This window comes from Arthrobacter sp. EpRS71 (genome assembly GCF_001512285.1).
Taxonomy (GTDB): domain Bacteria; phylum Actinomycetota; class Actinomycetes; order Actinomycetales; family Micrococcaceae; genus Arthrobacter.
Genome location: NZ_LNUV01000003.1, coordinates 37,540 through 54,073 on the forward strand (window position 1 = coordinate 37,540; position 16,534 = coordinate 54,073).

Sequence of the window (16,534 nt, forward strand, 5' to 3'; positions counted from 1 at the left end):
ACAAATCAAACACTCCAGAGATATGCAAGCACCCCAGCCACCCTAAGCTTCAAAAGCTTAGCTACCCCGGATTTCCCGCGCGATCACTGGGAAGCAAGCCCCTCCCATACACACGTTTTGTCCTATAACCCGCCCTTATGGGGAACATATCTTCTATCGCTTTCACGGTGGATAGAACATATATCCACATAGCGAATTACACCCATGTAATTCGCTCCGAGCTCTCCGTAGCGTGGAATGTAATCCACCCGCCGAGCTGAGGGAGCACCCCATGAAACCGTCAACTTCTGGATACCTACGCCACCTAGACGAGCCCCGCGAGCACCTAATTTGGCGCAAATCACCACCTAGACTGCCCCAAAACGGTCTGTGCAAGGCCGTTTTGCCACCTAGCCCTGTTTTCACGATCTAGCCTGCGAAGTGAGCCGCATGTCGGGCATCCACAAAAACAGAAGGCTAGGTCGCGTGTTCGATTCAGAGGTGCAACGAATCCTGGACTTCGTTGCACGCGGCATCGGAGTGAGAGTTGTCGGGGCACCGGGTAGCGGCAAAACGACGGTCCTACGCAGCGTCATGAGCAACTTGGAGAAGGCCGGAGTGTCCGTGCACTTCATCAGTGGCCTCCGCACGCATCGAACCATCCCCTACGCAGCCATCAAAGGACTCGGGCTGGACGTGAGGCCGGGCCGCAGCGGTGTGTTTGACATCGCTGACGTGTTCTCCAGCCAGCTCTCCATGGCAGGCAAACACTTGCTGGTTGTTGACGATCTTCACTTGGTGGACAGCGAATCCCTGGCTGTCCTTGAGGCCGTCAGGCGGAGGTCGGATTGTCCTATGGTTGCTTCAGCCCCCGAAACATGGGCCTTCTCCAGAGGTCAGTTGGCCGTCCTTAACAACGGCCGGGAGGCGCACCTGCAACTGGATCCGCTCCACTATGAGCAGGTCCACTTCCTCATCGCACAGGTTCTCGGGGCCCCGGCCGATGCTGACACAACTGCCCGCATCCTCACCAAATCCGCCGGCAACCCGCGCCTCATAGTGCGGATCGCGGAGACCGCCTCACTGAGCAACCTTCTGGTCATGAAGGACAAGCAATGGTCCATGACGGCCGAAACCCTATGGAACGAGCACCTACGCGGCACACTCGAGGCACTCCTGGCTGAATTGAGTGCTGACGAGTTCACAGCACTGCACATCATGGCGATTCTTGGTACGGCACGTGTGGACATACTTCGAAAGGTCATACACACGGACGCCTTGGAAGGCCTGGAACGTAGGGGCTTCCTCTCCGTACTGGCAGATCAACACAACGGCTCGATAGCCGCGATCAGCCCGCCCGTCATCGCCGACTATTTCCGCGGGAGCAAGAATCTACGGGACCGCAAGTTACTGCGCAGCAAGATCGCAGGCGTCCTTGAGGCAGCTCCACACGAGATCCCGGAAGAGCGCGCCACCTCGGACGGGCTCTCGCGGGTGCTGTCATCGCTCCGACTTGAGAAAGGGGACGACGACGCCGTTACCTCCCGGCAAATCCACGAGCACAATGCGGACCGGGAACGCATCCGTTTTGAACGCTGGCAGGCCAACAAGTCAACGGCAAACGCCGCGGCATTCCTCCGCATCTACTGGGGTGCACCCTTGGACGTGGAACGCGCCAGCCGCGTCTGCGCAGAAACAACAAACTTCGACGCCGATCCCAAGGACCTCCTGTTTGTCACCATCACAGAGGCCATGCTTGCCATTCACACCGGACGCGGCCCGAGCGCCGCCGTTGGCATTCTCCAAAAGTTCGCAGTGAACAACCCGAATTTGAGTGCCGAAGTGGAAGATGCCATCTTGTTCCTCAGTGCCTCGCACGGCAGGGTTCCGGTGGACACGGCTCAAGACCCAGGAGCTCATGAAGGCGCTAACCCGGGAATGGGGAGCTTGGTCCACGGGTTGCTGGATCTCTACCGTTTCAAGCCCGTAGCAGCCCTGGACGCTTGTGATGGCGAGGGAGACGACGATGCCTTCTCCTACCTCCGCCCTTTCATCCGCAGTTTCGCATTGTTCGCGGCAGGCCGGGTGGAAGAGTCCTTGGTTCTTGCCCTGGACTGGCGAACCGAAGCGCGAAAGAACCTGGACCAATTCGGTGTCATCACCAGCAGTTACGTGGCCGCCCAGGGCCTGCTCTACCGGGGTCACTTCGAAGAGGCGGAGTACCTCATGAGCAGTGTCTTTGCGATGGGTCGCCCAGGCTTCGTGGTCGACTCGCTCTACGATGCAATGCTCAGGCTCGCAGGGCTCAGGCACGCAACAACAGCCATGGAGCCTGCCCTCTCCATAGCCGCCCAGGCGCGAACAGAAGTATCGGATGTGGGGCCGCTTCCCGGCATCGGCAAGGGAGCTTATGAGCTGGTGGCCCACCACAGCACGCAGCCCTCAGCATTCGACCGAAGAGCCTCCCAACTTATCAGGCGGCAGTTGAAGAGCGGCTACGTCCTCGAAGCCATGATGACGGCTCTGCTTTGTACGTGCCTTTGCCCGGGACGGCCGGTTCTGGACCTCCTGCAGAAGATCCTGCGCGAGAGTGGCCTGACAGTCCATGACCAACTCCTAGCCATCGCGTCGGCGGTGGTGGAGGGGGACCATAAGATGCTTGGGCTTCTGCTCAAACACTACGAGCCTGACGTTGACACCTATCAAGTTGGAATGCTGCTCCGGGGAGCTCTCAAACGTCACGTGATCGACGGCGATGCCACCGCAGCTGATGCCATGGCGCAAGCTTCCTCTGTCTTCGCTGTCCGATTCCCGTCAGCAAACGAGCAGCTCTCCTACAACTCCTTCAGGAGCACGCCGCTCACTGAACGAGAGATCGAGGTTGCCACCTTGGCCGGACACCTTACTAATGTGGAGATCGGCGAACAGCTGGGGATCAGCGCCAGGACAGTGGAGAACCACATCTCCAACGCATTGCGTAAATCGGGCGCCACGTCCCGAAATAGCCTCTTCATGCTCGTGGGGAATTCACTTTCGCCACGCTGAGCCGGGATAGGGTGGACCCACCTCAAATCGCGGGTGTTAGTCATTCCCAGCTACGCCCGGATCCCCAGCGCGAAGGGTTTCAGTGAGCAATTCTCCGGCTTTGGCCCGCCGACTAGGCACGTTCGACGCATCACTGATTGGGCTAGGGTCCATGATCGGTGCCGGTGTTTTCGCTGCCTTCACGCCGGCTGCTGCAGCCGCAGGATCAGGGCTGCTCATCGGACTGGTGGTGGCCGCCTTCGTCGCCTTCTGCAACGCCACATCATCGGCCCAGCTCGCTGCCGCCTACCCGACCTCCGGCGGCACCTACATATATGGTCGAGAACGGCTCGGCCCATGGTCCGGGTTCCTGGCAGGCTGGGGATTCGTCATCGGCAAGACCGCCAGTGCAGCGGCCATGGCGATGACCTTCGCGGCCTACGCCGCACCGCAAGGTTGGGAGCGCCCGGTGGCGATTGCCGCCGTCGTGGTTCTGACGGCGGTGAACTATCACGGGGTGACCCGCACAGCCGGGCTGACCCGGGTGCTGGTGATAGCCGTGCTTGCTGCCCTGGCCATTGCCCTGGCAGCGGTGTGGGGCGGCTCCGGCCCGGACTTTGGCAGCTTTGTGGGTGACGGGCTGCTGGCGCACGGCTGGTACGGCATTCTGCAATCGGCGGGGCTACTGTTCTTCGCGTTCGCCGGGTACGCAAGGATCGCGACAATGGGCGAGGAAGTGCGCGAGCCCAAGCGCACCATCCCACGCGCGATCAGCATTGCCCTGGGTATCACCATCCTCATCTACGCCGTCATAGCGGTTACCCTACTGGCGTCACTTGGCCCCGATGGAGTAGCCGCTACGCCCACGCCATTAGCCGATGCTGTGAGCGCGGGTACCTGGGCTTGGGCTGCGCCGGTGGTCCGCGTTGGTGCGGCCGTGGCCTCACTCGGTGCGCTGCTGGCACTCATCGCAGGGCTCGGAAGGACGAGTCTCGCGATGGCCCGGGAACGCGACCTGCCACACTGGCTATCGGCGGTACATCCTCGCTATAAGGTCCCGCATCGTGCCGAGATCGCGGTCGCCGCGGTGATCTGCGTGATCATCGCTGTGGCTGATCTTCGCGGAGCAATCGGATTCTCGTCCTTCGGTGTTCTGCTCTATTACTTGGTGGCTAACATCGCCGCCTACACCCAGCCAGCGGTAGACCGCCGATATCCGAAGTTCCTGCAGGTGGCAGGCGCGGTTGCCTGCGTGGTTCTTGTTGCCACCCTTCCGCCGGTGTCCGCGTGGTTGGGTGTGCTCATGTTTGCAGTGGGCATCGCGTACCGTTTGGTGCGATTGCGGCTGAGCCGTCCAACCCGCTGACGTTCCGGCTAGGCGCGGCCCCACCAGGGGGTGGTAGGTGGAGCCGCGCCGTAGTGCCTCCAACGCCAGGGCGGTTGGGACTCCCGCCGGACACCGGGATATCCGCCCCGGAGGCACAAGAAGAGATTATGGGCAGTTTTTGGGATCTAGGTGGTACAAAGAGGAAAATAGGTGGTGAAATGGCACAAATTAGGGGTAGTCGAGGACCAAAATAGGTGCTGGACGGTGGCACCTAGGTGTTGGCCCGCCGTCGAGCGTTTCTGCGCTCAACAGATTCCATGTACGTAATGATGCTGGCAATAGTCAGGGCCAAGGAGCAGACAACGGCCAGCATGGTGGACGTTTCCTGAAAAGGAACCACCACCAACGGGCTCAGCATCATGGCATTGCCGAAACCTGAGGCAGCAAACACGCCCGCTTTGAGCAAAAGGCATTTGAGGGAACCTGCAATCAACATCCCTACTGGCGCCACCACTCCCAAAGCCATGGTGAGAACCACAGCGGTGGTCCTCACGTCTGAGGGGTCAAGGATGTCCAATCCTTCCGGCGGAGGGGCTGCTCCCAGCAAGGTGGCGGACACGGCGGAGCACACAGCGATGACGCATGTGATGACGCGCAGTAAGGCTGGGTAGAAGTGTGTGATCACTGGCAAGTCCTCGTCTTTGTCGGTCAACCCCGTTCCATAGAGGTAGTAGCCCGGACCGCGGACATGTGACGCGAAACCACTCCGCGGCACTGGCAGAATGGCGGACATGGAATCACCCGCCACCGTTCCCGCCGTCGAACTGCGCATTTCCATCAGCGAAACTGAGCCGCTGATCTGGCGACAACTCGTTCTCCCCGAAACGGCCACAGTCTCTGAGCTGCACGAGGCCATTCAGTGCGCGTTCGGTTGGAAGAATTCGCACCTATACGCCGTTGCCGGCCATGACAGCGCGGGCAAGAAACGCATCATCATGGAGGTTGACGACGGCGACCTCCCCGCAGGTAGCGAGATATCGGCTGGAGTGCGGCTACTCGAGCTCTTTGACGCGCAGAAACCAGGGGAGTCGGACCTTGAGTACGACTACGACTTTGGGGACAACTGGACCCACGAGATCGAAGTTGTTGGGCCCGGCGTGCTTGAGGGCAATGCCATCACGTGCACCGGTGGAGCAATGCGGGGTCCTGTGGAGGATTCCGGGGGAGCCCACGGCTACGCAGATATGGTGGCCGTGGTTTCCAACCGCAAGCATCCTGAGCACCGAGAGACTGTGGAATGGCTCGAGTCCGTGACGCAGGAGCATGCATCGAAATTCGACCCGACTGCCTTTGACCTGGTTGCGACCAATGAACAACTCCTCAGTCTGGCGCAACGGTTGTGGCCAGGTGAGGTTACGGCCGCCGACCACCAAGCCGTTCTTCGACCAATTTTATGGTTTCTCAACGAGGCCCAGCCGGACGGGCTGCCGCTGACGTCAGCCGGGTATCTGAAACCCGCCTTCGTGAAGCGGGCCATGACCGAGCTTGGCTGGGACGACGAATGGATCTCCGCAGGACGAGTGGAAGTCAGCACCCCGCCCATCAGAAACCTCCGGGAGCACTTGCAGGAGTGGAAGCTACTACGCAAGCTGAAGGACAAACTGCTCCTGACGCCCAAGGGACGGAAACTTGCAGGGAATCCCGCTGGCCTGTGGGATTTCCTCGCCGACCAGTTGGCGAATCCGGGCACCGACGCTGAGAAGATCGCAACACCCGTGCTGGTCCACTGGGAACTAACCGGAGAAGAACCGCCCTACCAGGTGAGGGATCAGGTTCTTCAAAGTGCGCTTCATCAGGCTGGGTTGAGGACCAGAGCGGGCAACGGCGAAATACCACTTTCCTGGGCTACTGACCTCTACTACGACATCAGTCGCCGTTTGCACGGGCAGGAGCTGTGGGAGAGGCCCAGTTGGGCTCGATACGACGAGACATTATCCGACGCCGGCATCAAGTTCCTGCTCGACGTGCAGAGCCGCTGGGACGGCCGCAGTATCTAGGACTGCGGCCGCTCCAGATGACCGTTACCTCTCGCAGCCGATCCCGTCTTTATCGTTGTCAAGCCCGTAAATGTCGGACCCTGTAACCGTCACAGGGCCCCTCACATAGGATGGTCCGTTGCCACTTCCGCCGGCGCAGTCCACGTCCGAATCAATAGGGACACATCCGGAGTAGTTGGGGTCGCAACCGCCCTGGGCAGGAGGAGCAGCCGGAACTACCTTTGCTTTCGCTTGGGCTTGGGCTTGGGCTTGCGCTGCAGCAGCATCCGCGGCCGCCTTGGCTGCGGCTGCATTATCTGCTGCCGCCTTTTCGGCAGCCGCTTGAGCAGCCGCTGCTTGAGCTGCCGCTTGATCGGCGGCCGCCTTGTCCGCTGCCGCCTTTTCGGCCACTACTTTGTCGGCCGCGGCTTTCTCCGCGACTGCCTTTGCCGCAGCTTCCGCAGCCCGCTGATCCGAGAGTTTCTTGGCGCTCGCAGAGTCCAGCCAGGTCAACTTGCCAGCTTGGTCAACCACGCAAATGTACGTCTGGCCGGATGAAGTCTGGGCTGCCTTCTCAGTGGTGCAGACGGTGCCAGCGACTTTGCTGGGCGTCGGAGTCGGTGTTGCGGATTGCGTTGCCCCCGCACTATTTACAGAGCTGGCGCCTGTTGGTGCCCCTTGAGCACAGGCTGCCGTTGTGAGAAGCAGCGATGTGATGGCCACCAGCCCTAGTGCTTTTCGCCCTTGTGACGACGAAGACTTGCTTCGGAAATGCCGGTTTTTGGCCGTGCGAATAGAACCCTTTTCCAATGTATTGCCCCCTTGTAAATGCGCCGATGCGATGGCGCGTCCAGTGACCATAACACCCTGCGCAACAGCAAAGGGAGGAGAAGTTTTCTATGACTTAGCGCGCCGCGTGCTTCTTCAAACCCGCAGGCTTCGCAGCGCCACCCTCTGCACCAGTCACCGAAGCGCCCGTCCCCAACCCGCGGACCGTCCACCCGGCACTCCGCCAGGCCTCAGCGTCCAGTACGTTGCGGGCGTCCAGCACCATCCGGCGTCGTACCAGTGCTCCCGCCACAACAGGCGAGAGTGACACGTACTCGTCCCACTCCGTCAGCAGCAGCACCAGCTCGGCGCCTTCAAGGGCGCGCTCGGTGGAGGCTTCGAAGCGGATCTGTGGGTAGCGGATCCAGGCGTTGTTGATGGCTTTGGGGTCGGTGACGGTGACGTGCGCGCCGGCGGCGGAGAGTTGTTGGGCGACGTCCAAGGCGGGGGAGTCACGGATGTCGTCGGTATCGGGTTTGAACGCCGCGCCAAGGATGGTCACGGTGCGCCCGGACAGGAAACCGCGGCACATCTCGCGGGCCACCTCCACCGCACGGGAACGCTGGTCCAAGTTCACCGAATCAACCAGGGCCATCCACTCATCCACCGACGGCACCGAAAGCTCGCGCGCCTGCGCCCGGAAAGACCTGATGTCCTTCGGCAGGCAACCCCCGCCGAAACCGAGCCCGGCGTGCAGGTACCGGTTCCCGATGCGCGGGTCCAGGCCCATCGCCTCGCTCAGTTCACTCACGTCAGCGCCCGACGCGTCGCACAGCTCAGCCATCGCGTTGATGAAACTGACCTTCGTCGCCAGAAACGCGTTCGACGCCGACTTGATGAGTTCCGCCGTCGCGAAATTGCAAACCAGCCGTGGGATGCCGGCGCTGATGAGGGGCTCGTACACGGCGTCCAACACCGCGGTCACTGGCGCGCCGGCAGCGGCACCCTTACCGCCGGGGACGCCGTAAACGAGGCGGTCTGGAACCAACGAATCCTTCACGGCTGTGCCCTGCCGGAGGAACTCGGGGTTCCAGCCGAGCAGGACGTCCGAGCGTCGGGACAGGATCGCACGGAGAGTCTCCACCGTGCCTACCGGCACTGTGGATTTACCCACGACGGCGGCACCCTTGGACAAGTGCGGCAGGAGGCTCTTCGTGGCGCCCATCAAGTAGGAGAGGTCAGCGGTGTCAGAGGTTTTGGACTGCGGAGTACCCACGCACAGGAAGTGCACTTCAGCATCGGCCGCAAGGGCGAAGTCCGTGGTGAACACGAGCCGGCCAGTGGTACGGCCATCGCGCAGGAGCTCATCCAAACCAGGTTCATGGAAAGGAGCCAGCGCCTTGTTCAGCTGCTCAACTTTGGAGGAATCGACGTCGATGCCCACCACGGTGTGGCCCATCGAAGCGAGCGTCGCGGCATGGACAGCGCCGAGGTAGCCGCAACCGATCACGGAGATCTTCATGAGGAGGGTCCTTTGCTTGAGGTGAATTCGCTGGGCCCGGATGTTCCGATGGGCACGCCAGCGATGACGTCGTTGTAATGGCGCACCAGGTCTGCGCTGAGCACGGGCCACGTCCGCCCCTGGACCGAGGCGTGCGCTGCCGTGGCGAACGCGCGGCGCTTGGCGTCGTCGCCGATCAAGTCCTGCACGTAACCGCGCAGCTGAGCGAGATTACCGGGTTCATACAGCCAGCCGGTGCGCGAATTCTCCACGAGATCCAAGGGGCCGCCACGGCCAGTCGCCACCACGGGAACGCCCGATGCCATGGCCTCCTGGATGGTTTGGCAGAAGGTCTCGAACTCACCGGGATGGACGAAGAGGTCGAAACCGGCCACGGCCTCCGCCAAGGCATCTCCGCCAAGGAAACCGGCGAAGTGGGCGGTAGGGAGTGCTGCTTGCAGTAATTCTTTCTGGGGGCCATCGCCGACGATGACCAGCTTCGTGTTCGGCAGATCGGCCAGCACCGCCAGATCTTCAACCTGCTTCTCGACGGCGAGCCGGCCAACGTAGCCGATGATCCGGTGACCGTCGGGCGCTACCGAGCTACGCCACGCCGTCGAACGCTTAGCAGGGCTGAAGCGCGCGGTATCCACACCACGACGCCACATATCCACGCGCAAAATGCCCCGTCCGCGCAACTGGTTCAGCGCGAACGTGGACGGCACCAAGGTTCGGGTGGCCAGAAGGTGGATGTTGTCCACCCGGTTCCAGGCCCAGTTCTCCAGGAACGGCACGCCATAACGGGCTGCGTAGCTGGGGACCTCCGTTTGGTAGATCGCCACAGTGGGGATGCCCAGCTGATGGGCGGCCTGCACGGCGCGCCAGCCGAGAACGAACGGGGAAGCGAGGTGCACGACGTCGGGGGAGAAATCGGCAAGGATTCGCTTGACCCGATTCACACCACCCAACGCAACCCGCACATTCGTGTAACCGGCCAGCGGCACCGAAGGAAGCCGGTGCACATACGCACCCTTCTCGACGCTCGAAACATCAGTGTCCGACGTCGACGGCGCGATCACCATCACCTCATCCCCGCGCTCCTGCAGATGCTCCAGCACCCGCAGTATGGAGTGGGTTACCCCATTCATCAATGGCAGGAATGATTCGGCGACGATTGCGATCCTCACGCTTACAACGGTGGTCTGGGCGGTTGGCTTAGCGGGTTCGAACTGGTGGCTTGTGGGGGAAGAGTTGGTTAACAGGAGGGGGGCCTGTTTTGTCTGAGGGCGGTTGTAGACTTCCCATATTCGACGTGCTGGGCGTCAAAAGTTCTGGGGGTTTCAAAAATGGGTGCTGTTGATGATTTTTCGCGCGCGCTTGGGAGAGTAAACGTACGACGACGGCGCCGGGCAGCGGCGGGGACGGTCGCCGTCGGTTTGGGGCTGACCATGCTGCTGGGAACCGCGGCGTCGCCGGCACTGGCCGACGACGTCGCCAACGTGATTCCCGTTGGCGAGCGGCCGACGTCAATCGCCGTCAACCCGGTAACGGATAAGGCCTATGTGGTCTCGGGCGACGGCGTTTCCATCGTAGGCGGCACCGCGTCCGAAGGCATGCTGTACTACACCGGAGACAGGCCAGCGGATGTGGCCGTGAACCCCGTGACCAACAAAGTGTTCGTCAGCGAGGTTGGCGGCTCGGTTGCCGTGGTGGATGGAGCCACCCGTACGTCCACCTCAGTACCCGTGGGCGCATCCCCTGGGACCATCGCGGTGAACCCCGTGACCAACAAGATCTACGTGGGAGTAAATAACGGCGTCACCATGATTGACGGTGCCACGCTGAAAACCACGCCCTTGCCCCTCGCGGGCGCCCAAGAGATCTTCGTCAATGCCACCACTGGGAAGGTCTACGTCCTGGCTGGCGGGATCATCAAGGTGGTCGGCGCCGGCGGTACCGTCACGTCTACCATCAACATTGGTGCAGGCGGCATCCTGGACCTGGCCATCAACGAGCAAACCAACAAGATCTACTTCACCACCCTTGGCAAGTACGGGGCCAGCGTGCGGGTGATCGACGGCATCACGGACACCGTCACGGCCTCTGTTCCCACCACCAACAACGTGGGCAAATTGGCGGTGAACCCGGTAACCAACACCATCTACGTTGCCGCGGACAGCACCTCGATTGACGGCTTTGTGACGGTCATCGATGCCTCGACGCTCTCTCAGGTCGCCGAGCTACGGACCCCCACCCGGATCAGGGACATAGTGGTCAACTCAGCCAGCAACAAGGCCTACGCCCTCCTGAGTGGCAGGGGCGTGACGGTGGTTGAGGGTGACAACACCGCCACCGCCGTTTTCTCCGGGCAGGAGCCTTTTGATGCGGCGGTCAATCCGACCACGGGCCGGGTATACGTCTCCAACACCAACAGTTCCTCTGTATCCGTGATCGACGGCACAGTTGCAGCGCCGGTCCGGAATGACTTCAACGGTGATTCCTTCCCCGATGTCCTGGCGCGGGATGCCTCCGGAGTTTTGTGGCTGTATCCGGGCAACGGATCAGGCGGCTGGCTTCAGCGGATCCAAGTTGGGCAAGGTTGGAACGTCATGAATGCCATGGTGGCGCCCGGCGACTTCAATGGTGACTCCTTCGCCGATTTGTTGGCCCGTGACTCCGCCGGAATCCTGTGGCTGTACCGCGGAAATGGAAAAGGCGGCTGGTTCCCCCGCGTCCAGGTAGGGCAGGGATGGGAGGGCATGAGCGCAATCGAACCCATCAACTTCTTCGGCGACGGCTTCGGTGACGTGGTGGCGCGCGACCGCATCGGTACGTTGTGGCTTTACCGCGGCGACGGCAAGGGTGGCTGGTTGCCCCGCATGTGGGTGGGATCAGGCTGGTCCGCAATGTCCGAGATCACCGGTGTTGGCGACTTCAACGGTGACGGCGTGACCGACCTGGCAGCCCGCGATAGTGCAGGCGCCCTCTGGCTTTACCCGCCCACAGGAAGCAGCGGATGGCTGCCCCGGCAGCAAATTGGAAACGGCTGGAACAGCATGGATTCTCTGGTTGGCCCCGGCGACTTCGACGGCGACGGACGCGAGGACATCCTTGCACGTAACTCCGCCGGTGAGCTCTGGCTGTACTCCGGCCAAGGCGGATACGCGTGGCCGACTGCCAAGCGTGTGGGAGCTGGCTGGGGAGTGATGACTGCGATCCTTTAGTAGTCAGCCTTAGACGAGGTCAGTACCAGGCATTTCTTCTGAAGGAATTTCGGCATGTTGGAGTTGAATTGTGTTTGTTGTCTGGTCTATATATCCTGTCGGATTAGCTATTCCGTCCAAGGTCGAGAACTTCGAGAAGGCTTCCTCCAAGGCGGCGCTTTGGCTCGTCGCGCTTAGCTTTTCGTCAGTCCGGAGCTCGACCTTGAAAGGCAGAGACCGCAACGTTTTGCGCGAATCTGAAGACGGTTTTCCGGCAAAAGAAATGATACCTTTCGGACCAGAACCGCCTGTCCACTCAGCTTTGGAAAAATTTGGATCGGACGCTTCGATCGATGCGACCGCTGCGCTGAAGTTGTCCTGGCCGAGAAGTTTGTTCGTGACTTCCTCGACTGAGAGGCCCATGGAAGCTGTGGCCGCGGCAATGTCTTGGGTCGAAAGGATTCTTAGTGGTTCTGGAGCTTCATTGCCGACCAGAACTCGTCCATCAGTTTTCGCGCTGAAAAGCTCGCAGGGGCTCCCTGGAACGCGAGTGCCAACACTGAAGCGCAAACGAATAGGTGCCGCCATGACCCTGCTCGAGCAGAATTTGGGTATTTATAACGCATATTTTCCCCTTCTCAATCGAAACTTTCGATTGATGAATGGGAGGCTACGTTGAAAGTGCGGTTCTATAAAGTCAAGTCATTAGGAGGGCTATAAATCAGAATCCTGAATTAAGAAAGCAGCCTTAGTGGTGGGGCATTGATCAATGCTGACGGTAGAGTCCATGACGCCACCTCCGACTGAGATTTGAGTGTCTGTGGCGAAATTTGTGCCCTTCGGAAGAGTGACCCCGCTGTCAGTGGCATGTGAGCCGCTGGGAAAAATGAGAATCATTTCCCGCCCGTCATCCATCACCCCGACCAGGCAACCGTCTACATCTTCCTTGAGTGTCCCTGAAAGCAGTGCTTGCTGTTCCATGTTCCGAGGTGGCCCTGCGTACACAGCTGCCTTGTGGACAGAGTGGCTGGCATCTACTTGAACAACGGTCATGTGAGTGGTCCCGGGTGTGCATGCGACGGCGCCTGCAGCAATCGCCATCAAGCCGAGCACTAGTCTGTGATTTTGACCCATGGAACCCCCGTCGATAATGAATCTGACGCTACTCTACAGCGTGGTTTCAGCGACGGTCGTCTGGTGGCGTGGTGGCCGGGCTCCGGAACTCTTACGCGGATGCCTGCATCAGCGATCGCTTAGGTGCACTCATAAGCACGGCCGTTTGCTGGGTCTTGAGCAGGTCTACTGGTCGTTGGTTTCGCAACGCCGGGCATTCGGTCGTCATCCAGGCTGCGAAGTAGCCTCTTCTACGCCTGTCAAGGCGTTTGTGTTGCTGTTGCTGAGGCGTTGAGCGTGCGGTAGATATGGCGTGTTAGATACCGCTTGATGCAGCGGCGTATCTCCTTGTTGGTTCGCCCTTGGGCGCGTCGTTTCTCCGCATACTCGCGGGTTTTGGCGTCATGGGCCATTTCGGTGACCGCGACCATGTGCAGGGCACTGTTCAGGGACCCGTCTCCGCCCCTGTTCAGTCGGTGGCTGAACGTGTTCCCGGATGATGCGGGTATGGGATTCACCCCGGCCAAGGATGCGACCGCCGCCTCGTAACGGACTCTTCCTTCGTGCGACCAGGGGGTGAGGCACTTCGCTGCGCTGATCGCTGCGAACCCTGCCTCCTCCAGTAAGGGTGCGGCCTCGCTGGCCTTGACCAGCTCATCGAGCTGGTTCTCGTTTACGGTGAGCTGCTCATCGATGGTCAGGACGTGTCTAGCCAGCCGCACGGCCTCGGCGCGGGCGATGGACAAGGAGAGTTCTTCCTCTCGGGACCGCCACTTTGAGACCTCAGTGACCTGGGTGCTGGTGAGCTTCTTGCGGGCGTCGATGCCCAGGCCATTGCTCCGCACCAGGGCGGTGAGCGCATTGACCGACCGGATGCGGTCCTTGCTCATGGATCCCCGCGCCGTCATCAGAATTCTCACGCCTTGACGGACCCCGTCATGCAGGCGGGGGCGGCGAAGCTTGTCCACCGGCAGTGGCAGGGTCGAGATGGCGATCTGGCGGGCGTCCAAGGCTCGGTCTTGCCCACCCCACGGCGCTTCCTGGCATCCATGCGCGGTGCCTCTGCCACAGGGAATCCGTGGCTGGCTACAGTGCCGGCAAGGATCGCCCCGTAGGACGCGGCACCTTCGATCACCCAGGGGGTATCGGAATTACCATCGGTGCGGCGGGCGACCCAGTCGATCGCCCGGTTGATCCCGGCCCCGGTCGCGGGGAAATCCTGGGATTCGAGCAAGGCGCCTGTATTCGCGGCGAGGATCGCGTAGACGTGGTTACGGGCGTGTGTGTCGACACCGACGACAGATGGATGGGTATGCGCGACGATAGACATGGCGGTCATTGGTACCTTTCCTCTTCACGGACGTGGTCATGGCCGTCGCCGGCCGGTACCAGTCCGGACCGAGGTCACCAAGGAACAGCACCGTGATGGGTCACGCCCCCAAAAAGGGGGGTGGACAATCTTCTGATCAAGCTACCGAGGTGGGCCGGACAGGTGCCGGCCGGCCCCCAGTGGACCGACAAATCTGAGTAAAGACACCATGCGGGTCAGTTGGGTCACGAGTCACATCCACGGGGCGGAACGGCCTGCACCCATCCTGCCAGCCAGTCCCAGACCAGCCACGGTCAAGACTCACAGAACCGCGGCCAGATTCCGCTACGAGGGTAGATCTGCCGCTGAACTATGAGCCTCGCTTGGAGGACGCTTTTGGGGTGGAGCCATGACGGTCTATCCGGCGCGCTAAGCTCCGAATTCGTAATCACCGTATGGGTCAGTGCCGATAGTGGCGCTGGCGCTTCCCGAAGAAAATACGTAGCGCCCCGACTTACTTTGACCCATTCGATCTTCCTCGACGAGGTCATCTCGGCCAACTGATGGACGATTCGAATTGTCCGTTCTTCATGCGCTTCCACTGAGGTCGACCTTTCTGAGAGTGAGTTGTGACAGTTCCCCAAAGTCAGCCGTTACCTTGGCGACTGCTGCAACCTGTGAGCTGCCCAGTTCTGCATCTGGGGCGCCTTTCTCGGAGGTAAGACTGCGTAGTTGACCAGCAACGGTTATTGACGTCTGAATGTTTCTGTTGGTCCTCTTATGGGTGGGCTCTTCGTCATCGAGGAGCCCACGGAGCTGTCCAGCCTGCCATCGCCACCGGGTGATGAGCTTGAGCAGGAGCTCTTGCTGATTCGCATGAACTGCCCGCACTAGCTCACTCCCGCACTCCTGCAACTGTGGAATGAGGATCAGGGCGGAACTATTCTCTAGGCGTGTCGCTGCGTCTTCCGCAGCAGCCTTGGCCGAATCGGCGGATGACTTGGTCTTCCTGATCTGCCAGAGTGCAACCCAGAAACCAGCCACGGCCAAGGGGATGGATGCAAGCGTGTTGATGTTCTATGCCCAGAGCCAAAGCGGCTCGGTCGTGTTGTCCAAAGGGCCCCTTTCGCGTGCACAGACTACGGTACATGCACTTGCAAGGCCTTATATGCATCTCGTCACACCGCACCACATGGTTGGTGAGCTACAGTTGCCGGTTTGATATGTGCGTCAGATAGTTTCGGGCTTGCCCAACATGTGCGCGTTCACCGGGCCTATCTGTCCCCACCCCGCGCCCGCCTCAGATCCTTCCGCAATCCCCGGTTATCCTCCCGTAGCCCCCGATTGTCATCAGCCAACCCTTTGTTGTCCTCAGTCAGCCCCCGGTTCTCAGCCTCCAGCTCCAGCACCAGCTTCACACCGGCCAGGTTCAGGCCCTCATCCAGGAGGGTCGCTATCCTTCGAAGGGTCGCTAGGTCGTTGTCGCTGTATCGGCGGGTGCCGCCGTCGGTCCTGCCCGGGGTGAGCAGGCCCTTGCGCTCGTACTGGCGGATGTTCTGCTGTCCCGTCCCCACCAGTTCGGCTGCGACGGAGATCGCGTAGACCCCGCGCGCGCCCGGGCCCGCAGCAGAGGTGCCGTCCCCACCAGGAGCCACCAGTCCGCCGTCGTACTCCTCAGCGGCAGTCCCGCCGTCCGAACGCGCCATGCAAACCTCTCCAAAAAATCTCCCGAACAACTACTTGCATCCACTCTCTCACTGGTGCTATAAAAAATCTATACCAGCCACCACAGATCGAACAGGCTGGTACGAACAACAGAATCAGCATCAAGATCAAAGGAGTGAGAACCAATGCTGATGCGCACTGACCCGTTCCGCGAATTCGACAGGCTCGCACAACAGGTTTTTGGCACAACAGCACGCCCGGCCGGAATGCCGATGGATGCGTGGCAGGAGGACGGACAATTCGTTGTTGCCTTCGATCTGCCAGGGGTGGATCCGCAGACCGTTGACCTCGACGTCGAACGCAACGTCCTTACGGTCAAGGCCGAACGCAAGTCGCCCGCGGGCGAGAACACCGAGATGATCGCCGCCGAGCGCCCCCAAGGCGTGTTCAGCCGCCAGCTCATCCTCGGTGACACCCTGGATACCGACGGTGTCGAGGCAAGCTACGACGCAGGGGTGCTCACACTCCGCATCCCCGTCGCCGAGAAGGCCAAGCCGCGGCGCATCGAGATCCAGTCCCATGGGCAGGGGCAGGAAATCAACGCCTAAA

The 16,534-nt window shown here is 60.9% G+C and carries 13 protein-coding genes and 2 pseudogenes; 6 read left to right on the forward strand and 9 right to left on the reverse strand.

Features of this window, described 5'->3' with window-relative positions:
• Positions 1 to 429 precede the first annotated feature (429 nt).
• The 3 genes and pseudogenes from AR689_RS23835 to AR689_RS03105 all read left to right on the forward strand — a co-directional run.
• Positions 430 to 819 (forward strand): annotated as a pseudogene (locus AR689_RS23835) (AAA family ATPase); the annotation flags it as partial.
• 1,935 nt (positions 820 to 2,754) lie between these two features.
• Positions 2,755 to 3,024, forward strand: coding sequence for a helix-turn-helix domain-containing protein (locus AR689_RS23840; RefSeq protein ID WP_197412820.1), 270 nt, complete (start codon positions 2,755 to 2,757; stop codon positions 3,022 to 3,024).
• A gap of 82 nt (positions 3,025 to 3,106) precedes the next feature.
• On the forward strand, positions 3,107 to 4,369 hold the full coding sequence (locus AR689_RS03105; protein ID WP_062066686.1) for an APC family permease: 1,263 nt from the start codon (positions 3,107 to 3,109) through the stop codon (positions 4,367 to 4,369).
• A gap of 232 nt (positions 4,370 to 4,601) precedes the next feature.
• Here AR689_RS03105 and AR689_RS03110 read toward each other — a convergent pair whose 3' ends face one another.
• Positions 4,602 to 5,123 (reverse strand): hypothetical protein, encoded by a 522-nt coding sequence (locus AR689_RS03110; RefSeq protein ID WP_231745427.1) that lies wholly within the window; start codon positions 5,121 to 5,123, stop codon positions 4,602 to 4,604.
• On the opposite strand from AR689_RS03110, the gene AR689_RS03115 reads away from it, so the two are divergent.
• Entirely contained in the window at positions 5,122 to 6,387 is a 1,266-nt protein-coding gene (locus tag AR689_RS03115) for a plasmid pRiA4b ORF-3 family protein (protein ID WP_197412797.1), read from the forward strand. The two genes, AR689_RS03110 and AR689_RS03115, sit on opposite strands and share 2 nt — an antisense overlap.
• Before the next feature lie 24 nt (positions 6,388 to 6,411).
• Here AR689_RS03115 and AR689_RS03120 read toward each other — a convergent pair whose 3' ends face one another.
• The 3 genes from AR689_RS03120 to AR689_RS03130 form a co-directional block, all read right to left on the reverse strand.
• On the reverse strand, positions 6,412 to 6,900 hold the full coding sequence (locus AR689_RS03120; RefSeq protein ID WP_231745428.1) for a hypothetical protein: 489 nt from the start codon (positions 6,898 to 6,900) through the stop codon (positions 6,412 to 6,414).
• A gap of 370 nt (positions 6,901 to 7,270) precedes the next feature.
• Positions 7,271 to 8,656 (reverse strand): UDP-glucose dehydrogenase family protein, encoded by a 1,386-nt coding sequence (locus tag AR689_RS03125; RefSeq protein WP_062066692.1) that lies wholly within the window; start codon positions 8,654 to 8,656, stop codon positions 7,271 to 7,273.
• Positions 8,653 to 9,822, reverse strand: a complete 1,170-nt coding sequence (locus tag AR689_RS03130; RefSeq protein ID WP_062066695.1) for a glycosyltransferase family 4 protein — start codon at positions 9,820 to 9,822, stop codon at positions 8,653 to 8,655. The genes AR689_RS03125 and AR689_RS03130 overlap by 4 nt, the downstream gene beginning before the upstream one ends.
• 261 nt (positions 9,823 to 10,083) lie before the next feature.
• On the opposite strand from AR689_RS03130, the gene AR689_RS03135 reads away from it, so the two are divergent.
• Positions 10,084 to 11,859, forward strand: coding sequence for an FG-GAP-like repeat-containing protein (locus tag AR689_RS03135; protein WP_062066698.1), 1,776 nt, complete (start codon positions 10,084 to 10,086; stop codon positions 11,857 to 11,859).
• 9 nt (positions 11,860 to 11,868) lie between these two features.
• On the opposite strand, the gene AR689_RS03140 is transcribed toward AR689_RS03135, so the two are convergent.
• The 5 genes and pseudogenes from AR689_RS03140 to AR689_RS03160 form a co-directional block, all read right to left on the reverse strand.
• Positions 11,869 to 12,426 (reverse strand): hypothetical protein, encoded by a 558-nt coding sequence (locus AR689_RS03140; protein ID WP_156424522.1) that lies wholly within the window; start codon positions 12,424 to 12,426, stop codon positions 11,869 to 11,871.
• A 126-nt stretch (positions 12,427 to 12,552) separates the two neighbouring features.
• The gene (locus AR689_RS22955) at positions 12,553 to 12,819 is read right to left on the reverse strand and encodes a hypothetical protein (RefSeq protein WP_156424523.1); all 267 of its coding nucleotides are present in this window, start codon (positions 12,817 to 12,819) and stop codon (positions 12,553 to 12,555) included.
• Positions 12,820 to 13,063: 244 nt separating this feature from the next.
• The gene (locus AR689_RS23730) at positions 13,064 to 13,180 is read right to left on the reverse strand and encodes a hypothetical protein (RefSeq protein WP_082697768.1); all 117 of its coding nucleotides are present in this window, start codon (positions 13,178 to 13,180) and stop codon (positions 13,064 to 13,066) included.
• Positions 13,181 to 13,211: 31 nt separating this feature from the next.
• Positions 13,212 to 14,290: pseudogene (locus tag AR689_RS03150) on the reverse strand (IS110 family transposase).
• Between the two features lie 1,244 nt (positions 14,291 to 15,534).
• A complete protein-coding gene (locus AR689_RS03160) occupies positions 15,535 to 15,966 on the reverse strand; it encodes a MerR family transcriptional regulator (protein ID WP_062066710.1) in 432 nt (143 codons plus the stop codon).
• A 144-nt stretch (positions 15,967 to 16,110) separates the two neighbouring features.
• Between AR689_RS03160 and AR689_RS03165 the strand changes: the two genes are divergently transcribed.
• Positions 16,111 to 16,533 carry an Hsp20/alpha crystallin family protein gene (locus tag AR689_RS03165; protein ID WP_062066713.1) on the forward strand — a complete coding sequence of 141 codons (423 nt, stop codon included), beginning with the start codon at positions 16,111 to 16,113 and terminating at the stop codon, positions 16,531 to 16,533.
• The last annotated feature ends 1 nt before the right edge of the window (position 16,534 follow it).

Bases quoted from the DNA above. Each gene is read 5' to 3' on its own strand.
- AR689_RS23840 (WP_197412820.1), top strand. From the start codon at position 2,755: ATGGCGCAAGCTTCCTCTGTCTTCGCTGTCCGATTCCCGTCAGCAAAC.
- AR689_RS03115 (WP_197412797.1), top strand. From the start codon at position 5,122: ATGGAATCACCCGCCACCGTTCCCGCCGTCGAACTGCGCATTTCCATC.
- AR689_RS03110 (WP_231745427.1), bottom strand. From the start codon at position 5,123: ATGTCCGCCATTCTGCCAGTGCCGCGGAGTGGTTTCGCGTCACATGTC.
- AR689_RS03125 (WP_062066692.1), bottom strand. From the start codon at position 8,656: ATGAAGATCTCCGTGATCGGTTGCGGCTACCTCGGCGCTGTCCATGCC.
- AR689_RS03135 (WP_062066698.1), top strand. From the start codon at position 10,084: ATGCTGCTGGGAACCGCGGCGTCGCCGGCACTGGCCGACGACGTCGCC.
- AR689_RS03140 (WP_156424522.1), bottom strand. From the start codon at position 12,426: ATGGCGGCACCTATTCGTTTGCGCTTCAGTGTTGGCACTCGCGTTCCA.
- AR689_RS22955 (WP_156424523.1), bottom strand. From the start codon at position 12,819: ATGGAACAGCAAGCACTGCTTTCAGGGACACTCAAGGAAGATGTAGAC.
- AR689_RS23730 (WP_082697768.1), bottom strand. From the start codon at position 13,180: ATGACGACCGAATGCCCGGCGTTGCGAAACCAACGACCAGTAGACCTG.
- AR689_RS03160 (WP_062066710.1), bottom strand. From the start codon at position 15,966: ATGGCGCGTTCGGACGGCGGGACTGCCGCTGAGGAGTACGACGGCGGA.
- AR689_RS03165 (WP_062066713.1), top strand. From the start codon at position 16,111: ATGCTGATGCGCACTGACCCGTTCCGCGAATTCGACAGGCTCGCACAA.